General features: G+C 61.7%; 18 protein-coding genes and 1 pseudogene. 7 read left to right on the forward strand and 12 right to left on the reverse strand.

Annotation, left to right across the window (positions count from 1 at the left end):
• Window positions 1-51: 51 nt before the first annotated feature.
• Entirely contained in the window at window positions 52-1,620 is a 1,569-nt protein-coding gene (locus tag Q7F16_RS01225) for a sensor domain-containing diguanylate cyclase (protein WP_046062153.1), read from the reverse strand.
• A gap of 127 nt (window positions 1,621-1,747) precedes the next feature.
• Here Q7F16_RS01225 and Q7F16_RS01230 point away from each other — a divergent pair, with 127 nt between their 5' ends.
• Window positions 1,748-2,206, forward strand: coding sequence for a metallophosphoesterase family protein (locus Q7F16_RS01230; RefSeq protein WP_046062154.1), 459 nt, complete (start codon window positions 1,748-1,750; stop codon window positions 2,204-2,206).
• A 6-nt stretch (window positions 2,207-2,212) separates the two neighbouring features.
• Here the strand turns inward: Q7F16_RS01230 and Q7F16_RS01235 are convergent, their stop codons facing one another.
• The 3 genes from Q7F16_RS01235 to Q7F16_RS01245 all read right to left on the reverse strand — a co-directional run bounded on the left by Q7F16_RS01235 (window position 2,213) and on the right by Q7F16_RS01245 (window position 5,313).
• The gene (locus Q7F16_RS01235) at window positions 2,213-3,115 is read right to left on the reverse strand and encodes a sugar phosphate isomerase/epimerase family protein (protein WP_018613397.1); all 903 of its coding nucleotides are present in this window, start codon (window positions 3,113-3,115) and stop codon (window positions 2,213-2,215) included.
• Window positions 3,116-3,201: 86 nt separating this feature from the next.
• Window positions 3,202-4,371, reverse strand: coding sequence for a Gfo/Idh/MocA family protein (locus tag Q7F16_RS01240; RefSeq protein ID WP_046062155.1), 1,170 nt, complete (start codon window positions 4,369-4,371; stop codon window positions 3,202-3,204).
• 18 nt (window positions 4,372-4,389) lie between these two features.
• Window positions 4,390-5,313: a TIM barrel protein gene (locus tag Q7F16_RS01245; RefSeq protein WP_046062156.1), complete on the reverse strand. Its 924-nt coding sequence runs from the start codon at window positions 5,311-5,313 to the stop codon at window positions 4,390-4,392.
• Window positions 5,314-5,441: 128 nt separating this feature from the next.
• Between Q7F16_RS01245 and Q7F16_RS01250 the strand changes: the two genes are divergently transcribed.
• The 3 genes from Q7F16_RS01250 (at window position 5,442) to Q7F16_RS01260 (ending at window position 7,507) form a co-directional block, all read left to right on the forward strand.
• Window positions 5,442-6,503, forward strand: a complete 1,062-nt coding sequence (locus Q7F16_RS01250; RefSeq protein ID WP_409555449.1) for a LacI family DNA-binding transcriptional regulator — start codon at window positions 5,442-5,444, stop codon at window positions 6,501-6,503.
• A 73-nt stretch (window positions 6,504-6,576) separates the two neighbouring features.
• Window positions 6,577-7,143 (forward strand): chalcone isomerase family protein, encoded by a 567-nt coding sequence (locus tag Q7F16_RS01255; RefSeq protein WP_095974664.1) that lies wholly within the window; start codon window positions 6,577-6,579, stop codon window positions 7,141-7,143.
• Window positions 7,144-7,201: 58 nt separating this feature from the next.
• Window positions 7,202-7,507, forward strand: coding sequence for a DUF6482 family protein (locus Q7F16_RS01260; protein WP_409555450.1), 306 nt, complete (start codon window positions 7,202-7,204; stop codon window positions 7,505-7,507).
• 21 nt (window positions 7,508-7,528) lie between these two features.
• Here Q7F16_RS01260 and Q7F16_RS01265 read toward each other — a convergent pair whose 3' ends face one another.
• The 8 genes from Q7F16_RS01265 to Q7F16_RS01300 all read right to left on the reverse strand — a co-directional run bounded on the left by Q7F16_RS01265 (window position 7,529) and on the right by Q7F16_RS01300 (window position 14,608).
• The gene (locus Q7F16_RS01265) at window positions 7,529-8,017 is read right to left on the reverse strand and encodes a DUF2878 domain-containing protein (RefSeq protein ID WP_014339199.1); all 489 of its coding nucleotides are present in this window, start codon (window positions 8,015-8,017) and stop codon (window positions 7,529-7,531) included.
• Window positions 8,017-9,285, reverse strand: a complete 1,269-nt coding sequence (locus tag Q7F16_RS01270; RefSeq protein WP_079304006.1) for an SAM-dependent methyltransferase — start codon at window positions 9,283-9,285, stop codon at window positions 8,017-8,019. The genes Q7F16_RS01265 and Q7F16_RS01270 overlap by 1 nt, the downstream gene beginning before the upstream one ends.
• Window positions 9,248-10,072 carry a DUF1365 domain-containing protein gene (locus tag Q7F16_RS01275; RefSeq protein ID WP_046062158.1) on the reverse strand — a complete coding sequence of 275 codons (825 nt, stop codon included), beginning with the start codon at window positions 10,070-10,072 and terminating at the stop codon, window positions 9,248-9,250. The genes Q7F16_RS01270 and Q7F16_RS01275 overlap by 38 nt, the downstream gene beginning before the upstream one ends.
• Entirely contained in the window at window positions 10,069-11,316 is a 1,248-nt protein-coding gene (locus Q7F16_RS01280; protein ID WP_409555451.1) for an NAD(P)/FAD-dependent oxidoreductase, read from the reverse strand. The genes Q7F16_RS01275 and Q7F16_RS01280 overlap by 4 nt, the downstream gene beginning before the upstream one ends.
• Before the next feature lie 3 nt (window positions 11,317-11,319).
• Window positions 11,320-12,075, reverse strand: a complete 756-nt coding sequence (locus tag Q7F16_RS01285; RefSeq protein WP_409555452.1) for an SDR family NAD(P)-dependent oxidoreductase — start codon at window positions 12,073-12,075, stop codon at window positions 11,320-11,322.
• Window positions 12,072-12,494: a nuclear transport factor 2 family protein gene (locus Q7F16_RS01290; RefSeq protein WP_014339204.1), complete on the reverse strand. Its 423-nt coding sequence runs from the start codon at window positions 12,492-12,494 to the stop codon at window positions 12,072-12,074. The genes Q7F16_RS01285 and Q7F16_RS01290 overlap by 4 nt, the downstream gene beginning before the upstream one ends.
• A 146-nt stretch (window positions 12,495-12,640) precedes the next feature.
• Complete coding sequence (locus Q7F16_RS01295; protein WP_024617106.1) at window positions 12,641-13,717, reverse strand: alkene reductase; 1,077 nt, start codon at window positions 13,715-13,717, stop codon at window positions 12,641-12,643.
• Between the two features lie 51 nt (window positions 13,718-13,768).
• Entirely contained in the window at window positions 13,769-14,608 is an 840-nt protein-coding gene (locus tag Q7F16_RS01300) for a pirin family protein (RefSeq protein ID WP_409555453.1), read from the reverse strand.
• Window positions 14,609-14,730: 122 nt separating this feature from the next.
• Between Q7F16_RS01300 and Q7F16_RS01305 the strand changes: the two genes are divergently transcribed.
• The 3 genes and pseudogenes from Q7F16_RS01305 to Q7F16_RS01315 all read left to right on the forward strand — a co-directional run bounded on the left by Q7F16_RS01305 (window position 14,731) and on the right by Q7F16_RS01315 (window position 17,733).
• On the forward strand, window positions 14,731-15,645 hold the full coding sequence (locus Q7F16_RS01305) for a LysR family transcriptional regulator (protein ID WP_409555454.1): 915 nt from the start codon (window positions 14,731-14,733) through the stop codon (window positions 15,643-15,645).
• A 338-nt stretch (window positions 15,646-15,983) separates the two neighbouring features.
• A pseudogene (locus Q7F16_RS01310) lies at window positions 15,984-16,619 on the forward strand (flavin-containing monooxygenase); the annotation flags it as partial.
• A gap of 370 nt (window positions 16,620-16,989) precedes the next feature.
• A complete protein-coding gene (locus Q7F16_RS01315; RefSeq protein ID WP_409555455.1) occupies window positions 16,990-17,733 on the forward strand; it encodes a HEPN domain-containing protein in 744 nt (247 codons plus the stop codon).
• Window positions 17,734-17,760 lie beyond the last annotated feature (27 nt).

Here is a 17,760-nt window from a genome sequence, read left to right on the forward strand (position 1 = left end):
GTGGACTTGGGGTTGTACGACCTTGACCGATGCGCGGCCGTCCCGCTGGGCTCACCCAGGCGTCGAGCCGGCGCTGCACCAGCGGTTGCGCCCGGTGTTCTTGGCCAGGTACAGGAAGGCGTCCGCCGCCTTGATCAGCATGGCCGGGGTGACGTCCTCGCCGCTCGGCTGGCAGGTGGTGATACCGGCGCTGATGGTCACGATTCCCAAGGGATGATCGCCATGTTCAATGTTCAGGGCCCTGACGGCTTCGAGAATTTGCTCCGCGACCTTGGCGGCGCCGGCGCTGTCGGTGTTGGGCAGCAACACGGTGAACTCTTCACCGCCATACCGGACCGCCAGGTCGCCCGGCCTTTTGATGGTCTGCCTGACCGCGGCGGCAATCGCGCGCAGGCAATCGTCGCCGGCAGCGTGACCGTATCTGTCGTTGAAACGCTTGAAGTAGTCGACGTCGAGCATGATCAACGCCAGGGAAGAATTCTGGCGCTTGGCCAGGCGAATTTCGTCGGCCAAGGCGATGTCCAGCCGCCTGCGGTTGCCCAGTCCGGTCAGGCTGTCGGTCAGCGCCATGTCGCGCATGGCCTGGTGCGCAGTGCGAATCTGTTTCTCCATGGTCATCCGGTAGCGCAACTGGCTCAGCACGATGAGCCCGAAGCCGACGAGGATCACGATCAGGAAAATCAGCACCAGGCTGGTCTTGAACAGATCGCGCCGCCACGGGGCGATGATGGACTCGCGCGACAACCCGGCTTCCACCACCAGCGGGTAGGTGGTCAGGGCCCGATAGCCATACAGCCGCTCTGTGTCGTCGATCACGGCCCTGGCTTCCGCTACGCCCTGGTTCGAGGTAGGCAGGTAGTTCCTGAAGATCACGCTGTTGACCAGGCTCTTGCCGATCACTGATTCGACGAAGGGGCGCCGTACCAGGATGCTCCCGCTGCGTGTGGCCAGGACCAGCGCCCCCTTGTCGTCGATCTTGAAGTCGCCGTAGTAGTCGACGAAATAACTGACTTTTACCGTTCCGAGCAACACACCAGCGAACGAGCCGTCGGGATTGTTCAAGCGACGGGACACAGGGATGATCAGTTCGTTGGTGGATCGGCTCTTGATCACTGCGCCAATGCGCACGCCTCGGTCCTCGTGGGTACGGTGATATTGGAAGTAGTCACGGTCGGCGTTGTTCGCCGTTTCCGGAATGATTTCCTTGTCCGTTACCAGCCATTGGCCGTCCGGGCCATAGATAAACAACCCGTGCAGTTGCGGCATGATGGCGGCCTGTTGCACCAATAGCTTATGGATGCGCGGGACGTCCATGTTCTGCAGGCCATCGCCCTCCACCCGTTCACTGAGGGCGGCGGTGACCACATCCACTTGTCGAATGGTATCTTCGGCGTGCTGGGCCGTCGCCCGTGCCAGGTTCGTCACCGAATCGCGGGCAGACGCAAAAGCGGCGCGGTAATCGCGCCAGGTGCGCCAGCCTTCAACGGCCAGAAACGCGATGATGACCACCAGCATGAAACTCACGGTCAGTCGCAATGCCGCTCCAGCCCGTGTGCTCTGGGGAGAAAAGGCCTCATCGGTGGTTTCAATCTTTGGCTCTGGCCGTTTGCGTCCGAGCATCAACATTTCCTTTTACGACAGGTCTGCGCACTATTGATGCGCAGCCTATCTTATTCGATTCCAGCACGTTAGCTCGCTACGACGAGGCAGGTACAACCGGCGACACACGATTGGGGAGAAAGGTTTCATGAAAGTTGGCGTCATTTCCGACACCCACGGTCTGCTGCGTCCCGAAGCGCTTGCTGCGCTGCAAGACTGTGAGCAGATCATTCATGCTGGTGATATCGGCAGCGCCGCGATCCTTGATCAACTGGCGTCCATCGCGCCATTGCACGTGGTGCGCGGCAACAACGACATGGGGGCCGAGTGGGCTGGACCGCTTGCCGATCGCCTGCAGTTCGACCTGTGTGGATGGCAGGTTTTGCTGGTTCACGACATCGCCGATGTACAGGATTTACTCGATCCGGACGTGAAGTGGGTGATCAGCGGCCATTCCCACAAGCCGGGCATCGAATGGCGTGGCGACCGGCTGTACCTGAACCCCGGCAGCGCCGGCCGGCGGCGGTTCACGCTGCCGGTGACGCTGGCGTTGGTCGAGGTGAGTGCTAGCGCGATCGAGCCGCGGCTAGTCCGGTTGCTGGAATGAACATGCTTACTTGAAGTACTTGTCGACGTAGGACTGGATTTCCTTGCGCATGAAGCGCCCGGATTCATCCGCCCGTTCTTCCCAGCCGAACACGCAAGCGGTGACGATACCGTCGAAGCCGGTCTTGGCCAGCTCGCTGAAGAACAGGTCCCAATCGATCTCGCCCTGGTGCATGTCCATGTGCTGGTGGACGGTGACCTTGGCGCCGGGTGGGTTGACGATGTAGCGCAGGCCGGACGAGGCCTTGTGGTTGTAGGTGTCGGCGATGTGGACATGGGCGATCATCGATCCGGCCTCGGCGATCATGGCTTTCATGTCATCGCCGAAATAGAAGGTATGCGGCGTGCAATAGAGGAACTTGACGTTGTCCGAGCCGAGGGTCTTGAGCATGTCGAGGGCCGGGTTCAGGGTTTCGCACCAGTCTTCGGGGTGAGGTTCGACGTTCAGCGTGACCCCCTCGCTTTCCAGGATCGGCACCAGTTCCTCCATCGAGCGCCACCAGGCTGCTTCGCTCGACTCATGGCTGTGCAGGCCGCCGCAGCAACTGACTTTATGCCCACGATCAGGGGATGGCCCGCGGCCAAACTCGGAGTTCATCGTCGTGCAACCCATCTCCACGGCGATCTGGATGGCCTCCTTCCAGTAGTTCACCGCTGCCCGGCGCTCGTCTTCGTGGGGGCTGGCCCAGCGATACATCGGCAGCAGCGAGGCCAGTTGCAGATCGTGGTCGCGCAGGGCTTTCTTGAATTCGGCGATGCGTTCCTTGTGGGCACGAGGGCGGACCCACCAGGGCAGGAAATCTTCCCGTGGTGACAGCTCCAGGTACTGGTAGCCAAGTTCGGCGGTCTTGCGGCACAGGTCCGGCAGGCTCAGGTGGCGATGCATGTAGGGGTCGAGGGCGATTTTCATTGTTGTTCTCCTTAGGCAACGCTCATTACCTGTGGCGAGGGAGCTTGCTCCCTCGCCACAGGGTTATTTGACTGACTGGCGTTGGGTCAATAGGCGACCCACGCAGCATCCTTCTCGGCTGACTCCACGCAGCGTTCGACCCAACGCACACCTTCCACGCCGGCGTCGATGTCGGGGTAGCGCAGGGCGGCCAGCGCCTCGCTGTCGCCACGGTTCGCCGCATCCATGGCCAGGGCGAAGCGGCGATAGAGATTGGACCAGGCTTCAAACAGCCCTTCGGGGTGGCCGCCACCGATGCGGTCGTCCTCCAGTGCGTCGGCGTGCAGATAGCCCATGCCGCGTTCCAGGGTCTGCGCAGGTTGGCCCTGGATCTCGAAGCTCAACTGGTTGGGCCGCTCGTCCCACCATTCAAGGCTGGCCCGGGAGCCGATCACGCGGATTTTCTGCCCGTGCATGGAACCGGCATTCACGGCGCTGGACCAGACCATGCCCATGGCGCCGCCTTCGTATTCCATCAAGGTGTAGGCGTTGTCTTCCAACGGGGCGCGGCTGGCGACGAAGCTTTGTCGGCTGCACATCAAGCGTTTGATCTTGAGATCGGGCAGCATCACTTTGGACAAATACAGCGGATGCGTGCCGACATCCCCCAGCACGTAGCTGGGCCCGGCCTGGCGCGGATCGACGCGCCATTGCGTTGCCTGGTTCTGCGCCTCCACCGGCGCACTGTGAAAACCATGGGCAAACTGCATGTGCACCATGCGGATCTCGCCCAGTGCCTGCTCCGCGATCATCGCCCGCGCCTGTTCGATCAACTGGTGCCCGGCATAGCCGTAGGTCAAGCCCACGATGCGCCCCTTGGCGTGCGCCAGGCTGCGCAGCGCCTCGGCCTGCTCAAGGGTAAAGCACAGCGGCTTTTCGCAGACCACATGCAGCCCGGCTTCCAGGGCGGCCCGGGTGATGGCGTAGTGGGTGCCGTTGGGCGTGGCGATCGACACCGCTTCAATCCCATCGGGACGTTGCGCTTCCAGTTCGAACAGGCTGAGGTAGTCCGAATAGCAGCGCTCGGGGTCGATACCCAGTTGCTCGCCAAAGGCCCGGCCACGGGCGGGATCGATATCCAGCGCCGCGGCAACCAACTCGAAATTCCGGTCGCGCAGGGCGGCCGAGCGGTGGATGTAGCCGATCTGGCTGTGTTCACCGCCACCGACCATGGCCCAACGGATGGGCCGCGTGATTGTTTTGCTGCCGTTGATCATGACGTTGTCCTTGTGTGATCAGAAACCGATACGGGCCAGGTAGGCGCGGCTGGCGGCCACGTCGTCGAGGCTGCTCCCGGCGTTGCGCGGGTCGCGTTCCTGTTCGACGGTGATGCAGCCCACATAACCCAGTTCATGCACGAGACTGTGCAGCGCCGGGTAATCGATGACGCCACGCCCGATGGGGCACATCACGCCGCGGGCGCAGGCGGCGAAGAAGCGGATGTGTTCGTTCAGCACCTGGTCGAACACCACTGGGTCGATGTCCTTGAAGTGCAGGTAATCCAGGCGATGGGCGTAGGTGCGCAGCGACGCGACCGGGTCCATGCCCGCGTAATAGAGATGCCCGGTGTCCAGGCACAGCCCGGCGACTTCATCGGGAATGTCGTCCACCAGGCGCGCCAACTCGTCGGCGAACTCGATGTAGCCACCAGCGTGGGGATGGATGACGGCGCGGATGCCGTATTGATGCCAGGCGATGTCAGCGATGGCGCGGATGTGCGCCATCATCGTGTTCCAGCGTGCATCGTCCAGGCGCGGGGCGCGGTCCGAGTGACCGGCGGCGTAGTCGCGCGCCTCGTGGCCCCAGTCGATGATCACCAGATACGGCCCGGCGAAGCGTTGGCTGGGCTGTTTTTCCATGGGGGGCAACTGCCTGAGCAGCGTGCAGATATCGTGGGCCTGGCGCAGCAGTTCAGGCAGGTTGGCGGGGTTGACCAAGTCGTCGAAGATCGTCCCGGCAACCACGTGAAGACCGTGTTCGGACAAGGCCGAGCCTACGCCCTCGGCGTCCAGGGGCAGGTAACCATAGGGCCCCAGTTCAATGCCGCGATAACCAGCCTCGGCGGCTTCGCCAAGCACCTGGCGCCACGGTGGCAGGAACGGGTTCTTGACGTCGTCGACGCCCCAACAGCAGGGCGCTGTGCAGATGTGGATCGCCATGGAAATACTCCGGCTGTGTTTATTGTTATGGGCTGGTCCTGATGCTATTGCGTTGCCGGTGAGGGGGCCATGGGCCGATGGCTTAATCTGTCAAAACCCCTCATGATGCTCGGTAGAGGTGTCAAAAAATGTCAGAAAAGCCCCGCCGAATGCTTCGCCCCACCATGTCCGATGTCGCCCGGGAAGCCGGAGTCAGCCTGTCGACCGTCGATCGGGTGCTGAACCTGCGCGCCGATGTGCGCGCCGACACCGCCCAACGCATTGCCGCGGCGGCCGCGCGGTTGGGGTTCCATGCCAAGGGCGTTATCGAACAGCGGGTGCTCAACGACCGCCCGACCTTGCGGCTTGGCTTCCTGTTGCAGAAAAGTGGTGTGCCTTTCTACCAGGGGCTTGCCCATGCGTTGTCGAACGCTGCCGCGACCTGCACGCGAGCACGGATTCGCGTGGTCATCGGCTACTTGGACGACCTCGACCCGGTCATCGTGGCGCAACGCATCCTGGCCCTGCGCGATCAAGTGGACGGCCTGGGCGTGGTGGCGGTGGATCATCCCCGGGTCCGGGAGGCGGTTGCGCAATTGCGCGAGACGGGTGTCTCGGTGGTGGCGCTGCTGTCGGAGCTGTCCAGCGCCAGCGCCAGCGGCACGGGGTATGTCGGGTTGGACAATCGACTCACGGGCCGCACGGCAGGCTGGTTCATCAGCCGTCTGGCGAGGCAGCCCGGGGCGGCGGCTGTCATGCTCAGCAGCCAGCGTTTCCAGTGCCAGGAATTATGCGAGCTGAGCTTTCGCAGTTATCTGGCCGAGCACTCCAGCGAATGGGAGCTGCTCGCGTCGCGCCTGACGCTGGAGGACGATGAGTTCGCGTATGGCAACACGTTGGACTTGCTCAGCGCAGAGCCTGACCTGGTGGGACTTTATGTGGCCGGTGGTGGCATCGCCGGCGTGTTGCGGGCCTTGCGCAGCCTCCAGGAACAGCGGATTCGCTTGCCGGTGGTGGTGTGCCACGACCTGACGCCGTTGACACGCGAGGCGTTGAAGACGGGCCTGGTCCAGGCAGTGCTGTCGCATCCCGTCGTGACCATGGCCGAACAGGCAGTTGAAGCCCTGGTCGAAGCGGCGACTGCTACGCCGCCAGGCCCGGCACCGAGGCGGGTGGTGCCACTTCAGATTGATGTGTCGGAAAGCGTATAGCTGCACAAAACCTGTACAAAGCTAAAATTATGTACAAATATTAGGGTTCCCTTGATAAGCGGGTAACGCCTTCATGGCCTGGTCGTTCGCGCTCAGGAAAAGCCTGGTCGCCATAGCGCTTTGCATGTTTACGCTTTACTGCCCCCAAGTCTTGTCGGACTGGCGCGGCGTATTGCCAGGCACGCGTCTGGTTGGACAAGCCGATTTCGACTGGTATGGGTTCGACGTCTATCAGGCCAGGCTCTGGAGTGCGGCCGCTGCACCAAGCCTGGAAACAGCGTTTGCCCTGGAACTCAATTACCGACGCGCCATCGACAAAGAGTCTTTGGTCGAAACGAGCCTGAAGGAAATGCAGCGCCTCAACGGTGCGCCCCTGGACGCCAAGCGCCGGGACGAATGGGCCGCGCAAATGCGCCGTGCCTTTATTGATGTGAAGCCTGGAAGTCGTATCACTGGCCTGTATCTGCCGGGGCAGGGCTGTCGTTTCTATGTGGGTGAAAAACTGTCTCTCGCGGTCACAGACTCGCTATTCGCCCGGGCATTTTTTGCCATCTGGCTCGATCCTCGAACTCGAGAGCCTGATCTTAGAAATCAATTGCTTGGAATCAAAACCTCAAGTGAAGGGAGAGATGAGCAGTGAGGCATTTTATGATGGCATTGCTGTTGATACTGGGCCTGACCCATTGCGCAAACGTGCCATGAACTTGCAGGCGCTCACGGAGCTGGCTGTCGAGGGGCGAGTCCGCGAACTGGAGTTGTTGTCACTGGAGGGTGGCATCTACGTATTGCGCGCCCGACTGGACGGTGGCCTGCGTACGTTGCTCGATGAGTCGGGAAAGACTTTGCCTATACGTTCCACCACCCATTTGCGTGAGCTGCTTCGTTTCGTCCCGCGGCTACCCTGCACGCTGGTGCAACAGGTTGTCCATGATGAGATGTGCGGCCAGCGCGAGGGGCCGATCGAGCCGCTGCGCATGCCGCTTTTCCTCGACGAGCCCTGGTAGCGACGGCGTTCTGGGGCCAGCTCAGTTCGGCTCGGCCAGACGCAGCGCCAGGGGTAGCCATAACGCCCATAGCGGTGCCAGGAACAGGGCGGTGCCAACGACCCCCAGTGGCAAGGCGACGCCCGCCAGTGGCGCCCCCACGCAATAGGCCAGCGGACCACCGACCAAGCCCAGCAACACACCACGCGATACCGGCCGCCTGGCCCAGGCCAGGCTATGACGCAGGCCTGTGGCAAACACCAGCCAGAGCAGCGCCAGCCAGAGCGGCAGCGGGGTTTGCTTGAATATGAACAAGCCCTGCGTACCCAGGCTCCAGTCCAGCAGCATGCCACTGAGCCCGACACGCATCACCGCAAACAGCTCTGCCCGGGGAGCAGGACACAGCCACAGGTGGGCCAGCAATCCGATGACCACCAGCAACAGCCACCACGGTTCCTGTGCCCCGAGCACACAGCCCCACCAACCCAGTTGCAACCAGAGGGCATTGACGATCAGGCCGGTGCGGCTCATCACGTATCCTGGTACTCCAGCAGGGCGGTTCGACGGGCGCCGGGCCCGGCGAAGAGCAGTTGGGCCACGCCGATGGCACGCTCGATGAATCCACCTTCGCAGTAACACAGGTAGAACTCCCACAGGCGCTGGAAGGTTTCGTCGTAGCCCAACTGCGCCAAGGCCTGGTGCGATTGGCGAAAGTTGTCGTGCCAGTGCCGCAGAGTACGGGCGTAGTGCGCGCCGAAGTCCTCGAGATGCAGGAGGTTGAGCGGCGTCTGGGTGCTGGCAGTCTTCAGCAGGATCGACAGTGACGGTAACGCGCCACCGGGAAAAACATGGCGCTGGATAAAGTCCACCGAGCGTCGGGCCTGCTCATAACGCTGGTCGCGGATGGTGATCGATTGCAGCAGCATCAGCCCGTCGTCCTTGAGCAGCGCGGCGCAGCGCCGGAAGTACTCGGGCAGATAGCGATGCCCGACGGCTTCGATCATTTCAATGGACACCAGCTTGTCGTAGCGCCCTTGCAAGTCACGGTAGTCCTTGCGCAACACCTGCACCTGCTGTTGCAGGCCCAATTCTTCGACACGTCGACAGGTGTGGGTGTATTGCTCCAGGGACAGCGTGGTGGTGGTCACCTTGCAGCCATAATGGCTGGCTGCGTAGATGGCGAGGCTGCCCCAACCCGTGCCGATCTCCAGCAAATGGTCGCCGGGACGCAGGTCGAGTTTGCGGCAGATATGGGCGAGCTTGTTGAGCTGAGCCTCCTCCAGGCTTTGTTCGGGGCTTTCGAACAGGGCGGCTGAATACATCATGGTGGGGTCGAGCAGGCGCTCGAACAGAGCATTGCCCAAGTCGTAATGGGCAATGATATTGCGCCGCGAACCCCGTCGACTGTTGCGGTTGAGCCAGTGCAGCCAGCGCAACAACGGGCGGCCGATGCGAGCCAGGCCGCTGTCCATGGCATCGAGCACATCCAGGTTGGCGACGAACAGGCGCGTCACAGCCGTCAGGTCGCCGCTGCGCCAATAGCCGTGGACATAAGCCTCGCCAGCGCCGATGGAACCGTTGCACGCAACCATGCCCCAGACCGCGTCGTCGAGGATCTCGACCTCGGCCATCAAGGGGCTGGCCAGGTCACCGAAGCTCAATGGTTCGCCATTGAGTAGCAGCCGCAGGTGGCCGTGACGCAGGCGGCGTAACTGACCCAGCACGGCTTGCTTGAAAAAACCTCCGTTAAAGAGGTCGCAACTACCAGCCTTGGTAGCGCTCAGGGTCGGTTCGGGCATGATTGGGATCCTTGTGAGCGGTTTGACCCAGACTCAGGCCGTCTTCGCTGGCCTGATGGGCGTAGAGGGGCGTGCGTTTGAAAAGCAGGCGCAGGGCCTGCCAGTAAATGGCGCTTACGGTGCGCAAGCTCATCCAGGGGAAGGCCAGGACATGTCGGCGCAGCGAAGAGGCGTCGAGGGGGTGGCGCTTGAGTGCCAGGTCGGCCTCGAACACCTTGTGGCCGTCGCGCCAGTTCTCCATGCGTATGCGGATGTGCGTGTCCTGGACCAGGAATCCCATGTGATAGTCCATGTCCCGAGGCAGGAACGGCGATACGTGAAACGCCTTGGCCACCCTGAAGGCACAGGACTCGCCGGGAGGCACCGGCAATACATAGTGATAGCGCTCGCGCCATGGGGTGTTACGCACTTCGCAGAGGATCGCCGCCAGGCGCCCGTTGGCTTCATGGCAGAAATAGAAACTCACCGGGTTGAACGACAGGCCCCAACTGCGCGGCTGAGTCAGCAGGTGAATCGCCCCTTGGGGAGCGACACCCAGGGCTTCGTTGAGGATCTGGCGCACGGCATCGACCAGGGGAACCCCAAGGCGGGTGCGCGATGGCAGGTAGTCGCGCTCGCGCCAGCACAGGGGGGCCCAGGACCAGGGCCGTAGCAGGCGCGACAACCCCAGCATGTGTTCCTGTTCGGCGAGGTCCACGTAAAGCATGCCGATCCGATAGCGGAAGGCGTGGATTCGCGGCGTATGGCGCCGATGATCAATCCAGCCGCGACACACACTGCTGTTCAAAGCTGTTCTCCGAAATGCTTTGCCACGTCGAGCGCGCTGACCACGCCATCCTCATGGAAGCCGTTGGCCCAGTAGGCGCCGCAGAAATAGCTGTGCTGATGCCCTTGCAGATCACCTTGGCGGGCCTGGGCGGCAATGGCGGCGAGGCTGTACTGAGGGTGCGCATAATCGAAGCGCGCAAGCACCTTGGCCGGGTCGACCGCGTCGCCTTGGTTGAGGCTTACGCAGAAGGTCACCGGGGCATCCAGGCCCTGGAGCAGGTTCATGTTGTAGGTCACCGCGGCAGGTGCTTGCGCAGGGCCACCGAGCCGATAGTTCCAGCTCGCCCAGGCCTGGGGTCGCAGGGGAAGCAGGCGGGTGTCGGTGTGCAGCAGCACTTCATTGCTGGCGTAGCTCAGGGCGCCGAGGACTTCACGCTCCGCCAGGCTTGGCGCCTCGAGCAGGGCGAGGGCCTGGTCGCTGTGGCAGGCGAACACCACCTTGTCGAAATGCTCGGTGCCAGCGCTGCTGGTTACGCTAACCCCGGCAACGTTGCGACTGACACGCTGCACTGGGCAATTGAGCCGGATATGTTCGCGAAAGGCTGCGCACAAAGGCTCGATGTAGCCACGTGAGCCGCCCGCGATCACGCGCCATTGAGGGCGCCGATTGACCGACATGAGGCCGTGGTTGTGGCAAAAACGCACAAAGAACTCGAGCGGGAACTCCAGCATCCCGGCGGGCGACATCGACCAGATTGCTGCGCCCATGGGGACGATGTAGTGATCGATGAAACGTTGGCTATACCCTTGGCTGTGCAGGTAGTCGCCGAGCCGGGCGGTTCGGTCGATGCGCTGCGCCTGCAGGTCGGCGGTGGCCTGCCGATTGAACCTGAGTATGTCCCACAGCATGCCCCAGAACCCGGGCGAAAACAGATTGCGGCGGCGGGCGAACAGGCTGCGCAGGGTGTGGCCCTTATACTCCTGGCCGGTGGCCGGATCATGCACCGAGAAGCTCATTTCAGTGGGGCGAGACGCGACGCCCAACTGGTCCAGCAGACGGATGAAATTCGGGTAGGTCCAGTCGTTGTACACAATGAAGCCTGTGTCTACGCCATAGCGCTGCCCCTGCCAATCGACATCCACGGTGTGGGTGTGGCCACCGATCCTGTCGTCGGCCTCGAACAGGGTAATCTGGTGCCTGCGGGCCAACAGGTAAGCACATGTCAGCCCGGAAATGCCGCTGCCGATGATCGCGATGCGCATGCTTCAAGACTCCTTGGAAGGGCGTGCCAGGCGTCGGCCAAGGGCCAGCCGCCAGCGGGCGGGCAAATGCCCGAGCAGGCGCAGGACCAGCGTGAAGGACCACGGAAACGCAATGTCCAGCGGGCGCGCCGGCAGGCGTCGCGCGATATGGCGGGCGGCTCGTTGCGCCGACCAGCGCATGGGCATGGGAAAGTCGTTGCGTCGGGTCAGTGGCGTGTCGACGAAGCCGGGACTGACCAGGGTGACATCGATACCCTCGGCGGCCAGGTCGATGCGCAAGGATTCGATCAGATAACGCAACGCGGCTTTGGACGCACCGTAGGCGCCGGCGCGAGGCAGGGCCAGCGAGGTGACCGCACTGCTCACCGCCACCAGATGTGGACGCTGGCCCCGGCGCAGCAAGGGCAAGGCGGCCTCCAGGCAATGGCAAGTACCCAGCAGGTTGGTGTTGATGAGCCGTTCGACCAGGCGGGTGTCGAAGTGGCCCGGCTCCAGGTATTCGCAGGTGCCGGCATTGAGGATCACCAGATCGAGCGCCCCCCAATGAAGGTCAATCTGCTGGCAGATCGTGGCGGCCTGATGCGGGTCGGTCAGGTCGCCCGGTAGCACCAATATCTGGTCTTGATAGCGTGTGGCCAAGGTCTCCAGGGGTTGGCTCCGGCGCGCGCTCACAGCCAGGAGATGCCCCTGTTCCAGAAGGACTGCCGCCAATGCCGCGCCAATGCCGCTGCTGGCGCCGGTCAGCCAGACACGGCTCATGCCAACCTCCGCTTGAGCCAGCGAATCACCGATCCAAACAGCGGCAGATGTTCGTAGAGCAGGGCGCCTGCGTCGAAAAAGTCTTGATGCAGGTAGATTCGATCATTCCAACGCAGATAGCTGCAGCCTTGCAGCGCGATGGGTGCTCCTTGCGCCAGGCGGGGGTGGCTGAAATGCAGGGTCCAGCGCAGATAGCCCTCTCCGGGACCGACTTCATCGAAGGCGTGGAAGTCATAGCGCAGGTTGCTGGCGTTGGCGTACAACTGGGCAAAGTAAGCGCGCAGGGCCGGCAAGCCTTCGATCCGGTGCAAAGGGTCTTGGAACTGTATGTCGGCGCTGTAGAGTTCATCGAGCTCAGCCAGGCGACTGGCGTCCAGCTCGGCGAAAGCGTGGGCGAAACGCTGGAGGTAGACGGACATGCATAGGCTCCGATTGTTGTACAGGAAATGATTCCTGTACAAGTTTTCAGAAGCCTACTGCACGCCTTGTACAAATTAAAGTTTTTTGTACAAGTAATTTCGCTATTTTGTACAAGTCCAGGCGAGGCACGCGCTGGACACTGGGGTCAAGCCCCGGCCAAGGTCGGATAGTCCGTATAACCGCGCTCGTCGCCCTGGTAGAACGTCGATGCGTCAGGGGTGTTCAGCGCCTGGCCTCGTTTGAAACGCTCCACCAGGTCCGGGTTTGCCAAAAACGGCGTGCCGAATGCCACCAGGTCTGCTTCTCCACGGCTGATGGCAGTGGCGGCGCGTTCGGCGCTGTAGCCGCCATTGGCAATGTACGTCCCGCCGAAGCGACGCTTGAGTTCCAGGAAGTCGAACGGGCCTTCGCCCAATTCCACGATGTGCAGGTAAGCCAGGCCATAGCGGCTGAGCATTCTGGCCGTGTAGTCGAATGTTGCTTGCGGGTTGCTGTCGCTCATCGAGAAGTAGCTGAAGATCGGCGACAGGCGAACGCCGACGCGGCTGGCGCCGAAGACTTCGATCACCGACTCGACCACTTCCTTGAGCAAACGTGCACGGTTCTCGATCGAGCCGCCGTAGGCATCGGTACGTTGGTTGGTGCCGTCACGCAGGAACTGGTCGATCAAGTAGCCGTTGGCGCCATGAATCTCCACGCCGTCGAAGCCGGCCAGCTTCGCGTTGGCTGCGGCCTGGCGGAAGTCGGCGACCACACCGGGGATTTCATCGAGCTCCAGGGCCCGTGGCAGCTCATAGGGCTTGAGGCCTTCGGGGGTGTAGATCTCGCCATCGGCCTTGATTGCCGAGGGAGCTACGGGTTGGGCGCCGTTGACCTGCACCAACGGATGGGAAAGACGGCCTACGTGCCAGAGCTGCAAGAATATCTGCCCGCCCTCGGCATGGACCGCGTCGGTCACCTGTTTCCAGCCGGTGATCTGCTCAGGGGTAAAGATCCCTGGCGTTCTCAGGTAACCCTTGCCCTGGGCCGACACCTGGGAGCCTTCGCTGACGATCAGGCCGGCGCTGGCGCGTTGGCTGTAGTACTCGGCCATCAGGGGCGTGGCGGCATCGCCAGCACCTGCGCGGCTGCGGGTCATGGGCGCCATGATCATGCGGTTTTTCAGGGACAGCTTGCCGACTTGAGTGCGGGACAACAGAAGATCGAGACCGATGTCAGTCATGATTCACCTCTAAGGGATCGGGTATGAATTAGGGATTGAGTAGAGGGTCGGCTAAGCCAACCGGCCCTCTTGTTGCAAAAGGGCGCCGATGCGCTGGATTTCTTTCTCGCCTTTTTCCAGGGCGGCCTCGCTGGTGTGCACCGAGTAGTAGCCCATCACCAGGTCATGGGGATGCTTGACCGCCGAACCGAGCACGAAGGAGGTCGCGCCCCGGGCAACGATGTCGATGGTCTCGCCGGACGCTTCGAATACCACCATTTCTCCGGCATTGACGTTGCCGCCAGCATCGAGACTGCCGTCGTTGACTGCCAGCCAGGCGACGGTGTGCCCGGCCGGCGGCGTGTAGCGCCAGTGCTCGTTGTCCTGCAACTGCACGGCGAGATAATTCATGCCCGCCGGGGAGGCGACGCTGCTGCGGGCCGCGCCGTATTGGCCGAGCAACACCAGCGCCGGACCTTCCCGGGGGATCTCGGCGGGCGCCAGGTAGACGCTGCGGGCCGGGGCATTTTCTTCTGCCGCCGGCAGTGCAACCCAGAGCTGGAAGCCTTGGATCGGCGAACCCGCAACCGGTCGGGCGGTGTGCCATACGCCGTTACCGGCTTGCATCCACTCCATGCCGCCGCTGGGCAGCGTGCCTGACTGGCCCGTGGTGTCTTCGTAGATCACCTGGCCCTCGATCATGTAGGTCAGCGTGGCGATCCCGGAATGAGGGTGCATGCCGAAACCTCTTTGCATGGCATCGGCGTTGAAGGCGAAGTGATCGAGAAACACGAATGGCTTGCAGAGCTGGCCCAGGTCACCTGGGCTCATGAGCCGCGTGATCGGCCCATGGCTGCTGCCGCAGGTGCGGTGGGCGATGGCGCGCGGCGGTGCTGCGACGATGCTGTTCATGGGGTTACCTCCAAGTCTTGGGCGTTGAGCCTCGATGCGAGAAGGATAAGTGCCTGCCAATAGATTGATTAGCCGATACAATCGGATTGAACTCATCCAAGAAACGAAGGAATGTCAGCGCCATGCTTGATCTCAACGATGTTGCGCTGTTCGTCCAGGTGGTCCGCAGCGGCAGTTTCGCCGAAGCGGCCAGGCGCCTGGGCATGCCTTCCAACACCGTCAGCCGACGGGTCCAGCAGCTGGAGGTGCAGCTGGAATCACGACTTTTGCAGCGCTCGACCCGCAAACTCACGCTGACCCATGCGGGCCAGGGGTTTTATGAGCGCTGCGTGGATGCGGTGGACGGCCTGATGGACGCCGGACAGGAACTGATGATGGGCAGCGAGGAGCCCAGCGGCCTGGTGCGCATCGCGGCGATGGCGGACTTTTTCGATTTCTTCCCGATGGAATGGGTGGCCGACTTTTTAGCCGCGCATCCGCGAGTACAACTTGATTTCGTGCTCAGCGATGCCCGGGTCGATCTGATTGCCGACCGCATCGACGTGGCCTTTCGCGGCGGTCCCTTGCAGGACTCGGGGTATGTCGGTCGCCAACTGCTCAAGAACGACGGCGACGGCATGGTTGCCAGCCCCGCGTACATTGCCGCGCGCGGCGCACCGCTTTCGTTGCAGGACCTGGCTCACCACGACGGCGTGAGTTTCGCCCATCCCGGCGGTATGGCCCATTGGCGATTCGTTGGCCCGGACGGCATCGAGGAACAGGTGCAGATCGCCAGCCGCTTCCACGCCAACACCGCCCAGGCGTTGCGCAGGGCGACCGTCGCCGGCCTGGGCATCGCCGTGTTGCCGGGGGCGCTGAGCAGCCTCGACCTGGAAGCCGGCAGGCTGGTGCGGGTGCTGCCGCAATACCAGCGCATCGGCTTCGGCTTGAATGTGCTCTATCCGAGCCGGCGGCAGTTGCCGCTGGCGGTTTCGGCATTCATCGGGTTGGTGATGGAGAAGCTTGAGCTCAAGGCGTTTCCGGCGCGGATGACGTGAACTAGTTAACGCGATCGATCGTTCTCACGCAGAACCATTGTGGGAGCGAGCTTGCTCGCGAAAGCGGTGGGTCAGCTTGCATCAATATTGACTGTGCCGCCGTCATCGCGAGCAAGCTCGCTCCCACAATGGTTCTGCGTAGGAACGATCCCCCCCCAGAAGCCCATTTTTTTCCTTCCCAGCAACGATAAAAACCCTCGTTTCGCAAATCTCCCCCCGCCAACACAATCGCCTCGACACCTGATCTCGATAGCTGCAACCGCAGAACAACAAAAAATCAGAACCCGAGGCGGCGCTATGCCGGCCTGAACCAAACCTACTGCCGGAAGTGCACAGACATGCCCGTTGAAACCCTACGCATCGATACGCTTGTTATAGGCGCCGGCCAGGCCGGCATCGCCATGAGTGAGCACTTGAGCCGGCAAGGCGTGCCGCACCTCGTGGTGGAGCGAAGCCGCATTGCCGAGGCCTGGCGCACATCACGTTGGGATTCGCTGGTCGCCAATGGCCCGGCCTGGCATGACCGTTTTCCGGGGCTGGAATTCGACGGGCTCGACCCGGATGCCTTCGCCACAAAGGACCAGGTGGCCGATTATTTCGAAGCCTATGCCAGCAAGTTCAACGCGCCGATCCGCACCGGCGTGGACGTCCGGAAGGTCGAGCGCAATGTCGGCCGTCCGGGTTTCACCGTTGAAACCTCTGAAGGCTTGATCGAGGCGATTCATGTGGTTGTCGCCACCGGGCCCTTCCAGCGGCCGGTGATTCCACCGATTGCACCCGATATGGCGACGGTTACCCAGTTGCACTCGGCCCAGTACCGCAACCCCGGGCAATTGCCCGAGGGGGCGGTGTTGGTGGTGGGGGCCGGGTCGTCGGGGGTGCAGATCGCCGATGAGCTGCAGCGCGCTGGCAAGCAGGTCTATCTCTCGGTGGGTGCCCACGATCGTCCGCCGCGGGCCTATCGCAACCGTGATTAGCGCCAAAGAGCTACTACAGTACTACGATAAATTTACGGTTGGTTATCTAAGAAGGCTTGATGCAGCGTTAACTAACTTAGGTGCTGCAAAAGTGCCTGTCATACCAAGCGAATAATTATTTAAAACTCATTTTGAGTACACCTACAAAGCGCCACTAACAGCTTGTGTGCGCTTTGGCGAGCCTGCAGGCCTGAGATAAAACCTCCCAGGCAAAAGTGAAAGCTCCTAGCAGAACCGGACTTGCCGCCAATCCTCGTACCTGAAACTGACCTAGGTCAATCCTGAATACATTACCTAAAGTGGGAGGCTTACCTTTGGCCTGAAATGATGGCAATATGACATTCAAGGGAGTGATGGAGAGACTGGGATGGCGTCGAAAGCATTCGCAAAATTTCATAAAACGGTCAGACGCTGTGACACTCTGGTCGATGCATACACGACAATTCATGGTCTGAACGAAGCAGGTGCCGAGGTGCCCGCCGCGCCGAAGGACATTATTCGCGGGGCGGTCGTTTTAGCGGTTGCCGCATTAGATGCGTACGTGACTGACGTCTTTGTCGAAAAGCTTGCCACATACCTGAAAAAACACAGGCCAGACGAATCGCTCGTTGTCTTGCTTCTGAAGGCTGGGCTGGATACGCGTGAGGCGTTGAGCCTTCTCACAATGGACCGCCCGTATCGTCGCATCCGGAACCTGGTGCAGTCACATTACGCGCAATACACGACCCAAAGATTTGATGTAATTGACTCAGTCTTTCTGGTGTATCGTCTTAATAAACTGACCGATTTTGCTGCCAAAAAAACGGGTAAAAACCATATCAAGAGTCGAGTCGGCGATCTTATAGATCGTCGTCATGAGATTGTGCACGCGGGCGATTACAACCGAGCGAATCGAATTCAGGATATTGATGAGGCTAGGGTCAAGCGATGGATCATTGCCTTAGAAGACTTGGTCTCGGCAATGGATGCAATAATTTGTAATCGCATCCCTACTCCGGTTGCACGGCAAACCGTGGCTCCGCTCGCTGCTAACACCCCCGCAAATGCGGCTCCAGAACCTCTGGAGGACGAAGCCATAGGGCCGCTCCTCGGAGAGGAAGAAGGCAACTAAATATGCGCAGAGACCAACGTGATCTGG

Source organism: Pseudomonas sp. Lb2C2, from assembly GCF_052112205.1.
Classification (GTDB): domain Bacteria; phylum Pseudomonadota; class Gammaproteobacteria; order Pseudomonadales; family Pseudomonadaceae; genus Aquipseudomonas; species Aquipseudomonas kilonensis.

What these genes read in the sequence shown, in the direction of transcription:
- Q7F16_RS01265 (WP_014339199.1), bottom strand. Translation starts at nt 8,017, where the DNA reads ATGAGCCGCACCGGCCTGATCGTCAATGCCCTCTGGTTGCAACTGGGT.
- Q7F16_RS01300 (WP_409555453.1), bottom strand. Translation starts at nt 14,608, where the DNA reads ATGAACAGCATCGTCGCAGCACCGCCGCGCGCCATCGCCCACCGCACC.
- Q7F16_RS01295 (WP_024617106.1), bottom strand. Translation starts at nt 13,717, where the DNA reads ATGACTGACATCGGTCTCGATCTTCTGTTGTCCCGCACTCAAGTCGGC.
- Q7F16_RS01260 (WP_409555450.1), top strand. Translation starts at nt 7,202, where the DNA reads ATGAACTTGCAGGCGCTCACGGAGCTGGCTGTCGAGGGGCGAGTCCGC.
- Q7F16_RS01225 (WP_046062153.1), bottom strand. Translation starts at nt 1,620, where the DNA reads ATGCTCGGACGCAAACGGCCAGAGCCAAAGATTGAAACCACCGATGAG.
- Q7F16_RS01245 (WP_046062156.1), bottom strand. Translation starts at nt 5,313, where the DNA reads ATGGCGATCCACATCTGCACAGCGCCCTGCTGTTGGGGCGTCGACGAC.
- Q7F16_RS01270 (WP_079304006.1), bottom strand. Translation starts at nt 9,285, where the DNA reads ATGCCCGAACCGACCCTGAGCGCTACCAAGGCTGGTAGTTGCGACCTC.
- Q7F16_RS01250 (WP_409555449.1), top strand. Translation starts at nt 5,442, where the DNA reads ATGTCAGAAAAGCCCCGCCGAATGCTTCGCCCCACCATGTCCGATGTC.
- Q7F16_RS01285 (WP_409555452.1), bottom strand. Translation starts at nt 12,075, where the DNA reads ATGAGCCGTGTCTGGCTGACCGGCGCCAGCAGCGGCATTGGCGCGGCA.
- Q7F16_RS01240 (WP_046062155.1), bottom strand. Translation starts at nt 4,371, where the DNA reads ATGATCAACGGCAGCAAAACAATCACGCGGCCCATCCGTTGGGCCATG.
- Q7F16_RS01315 (WP_409555455.1), top strand. Translation starts at nt 16,990, where the DNA reads ATGGCGTCGAAAGCATTCGCAAAATTTCATAAAACGGTCAGACGCTGT.
- Q7F16_RS01255 (WP_095974664.1), top strand. Translation starts at nt 6,577, where the DNA reads ATGGCCTGGTCGTTCGCGCTCAGGAAAAGCCTGGTCGCCATAGCGCTT.
- Q7F16_RS01290 (WP_014339204.1), bottom strand. Translation starts at nt 12,494, where the DNA reads ATGTCCGTCTACCTCCAGCGTTTCGCCCACGCTTTCGCCGAGCTGGAC.
- Q7F16_RS01280 (WP_409555451.1), bottom strand. Translation starts at nt 11,316, where the DNA reads ATGCGCATCGCGATCATCGGCAGCGGCATTTCCGGGCTGACATGTGCT.
- Q7F16_RS01230 (WP_046062154.1), top strand. Translation starts at nt 1,748, where the DNA reads ATGAAAGTTGGCGTCATTTCCGACACCCACGGTCTGCTGCGTCCCGAA.
- Q7F16_RS01235 (WP_018613397.1), bottom strand. Translation starts at nt 3,115, where the DNA reads ATGAAAATCGCCCTCGACCCCTACATGCATCGCCACCTGAGCCTGCCG.
- Q7F16_RS01305 (WP_409555454.1), top strand. Translation starts at nt 14,731, where the DNA reads ATGCTTGATCTCAACGATGTTGCGCTGTTCGTCCAGGTGGTCCGCAGC.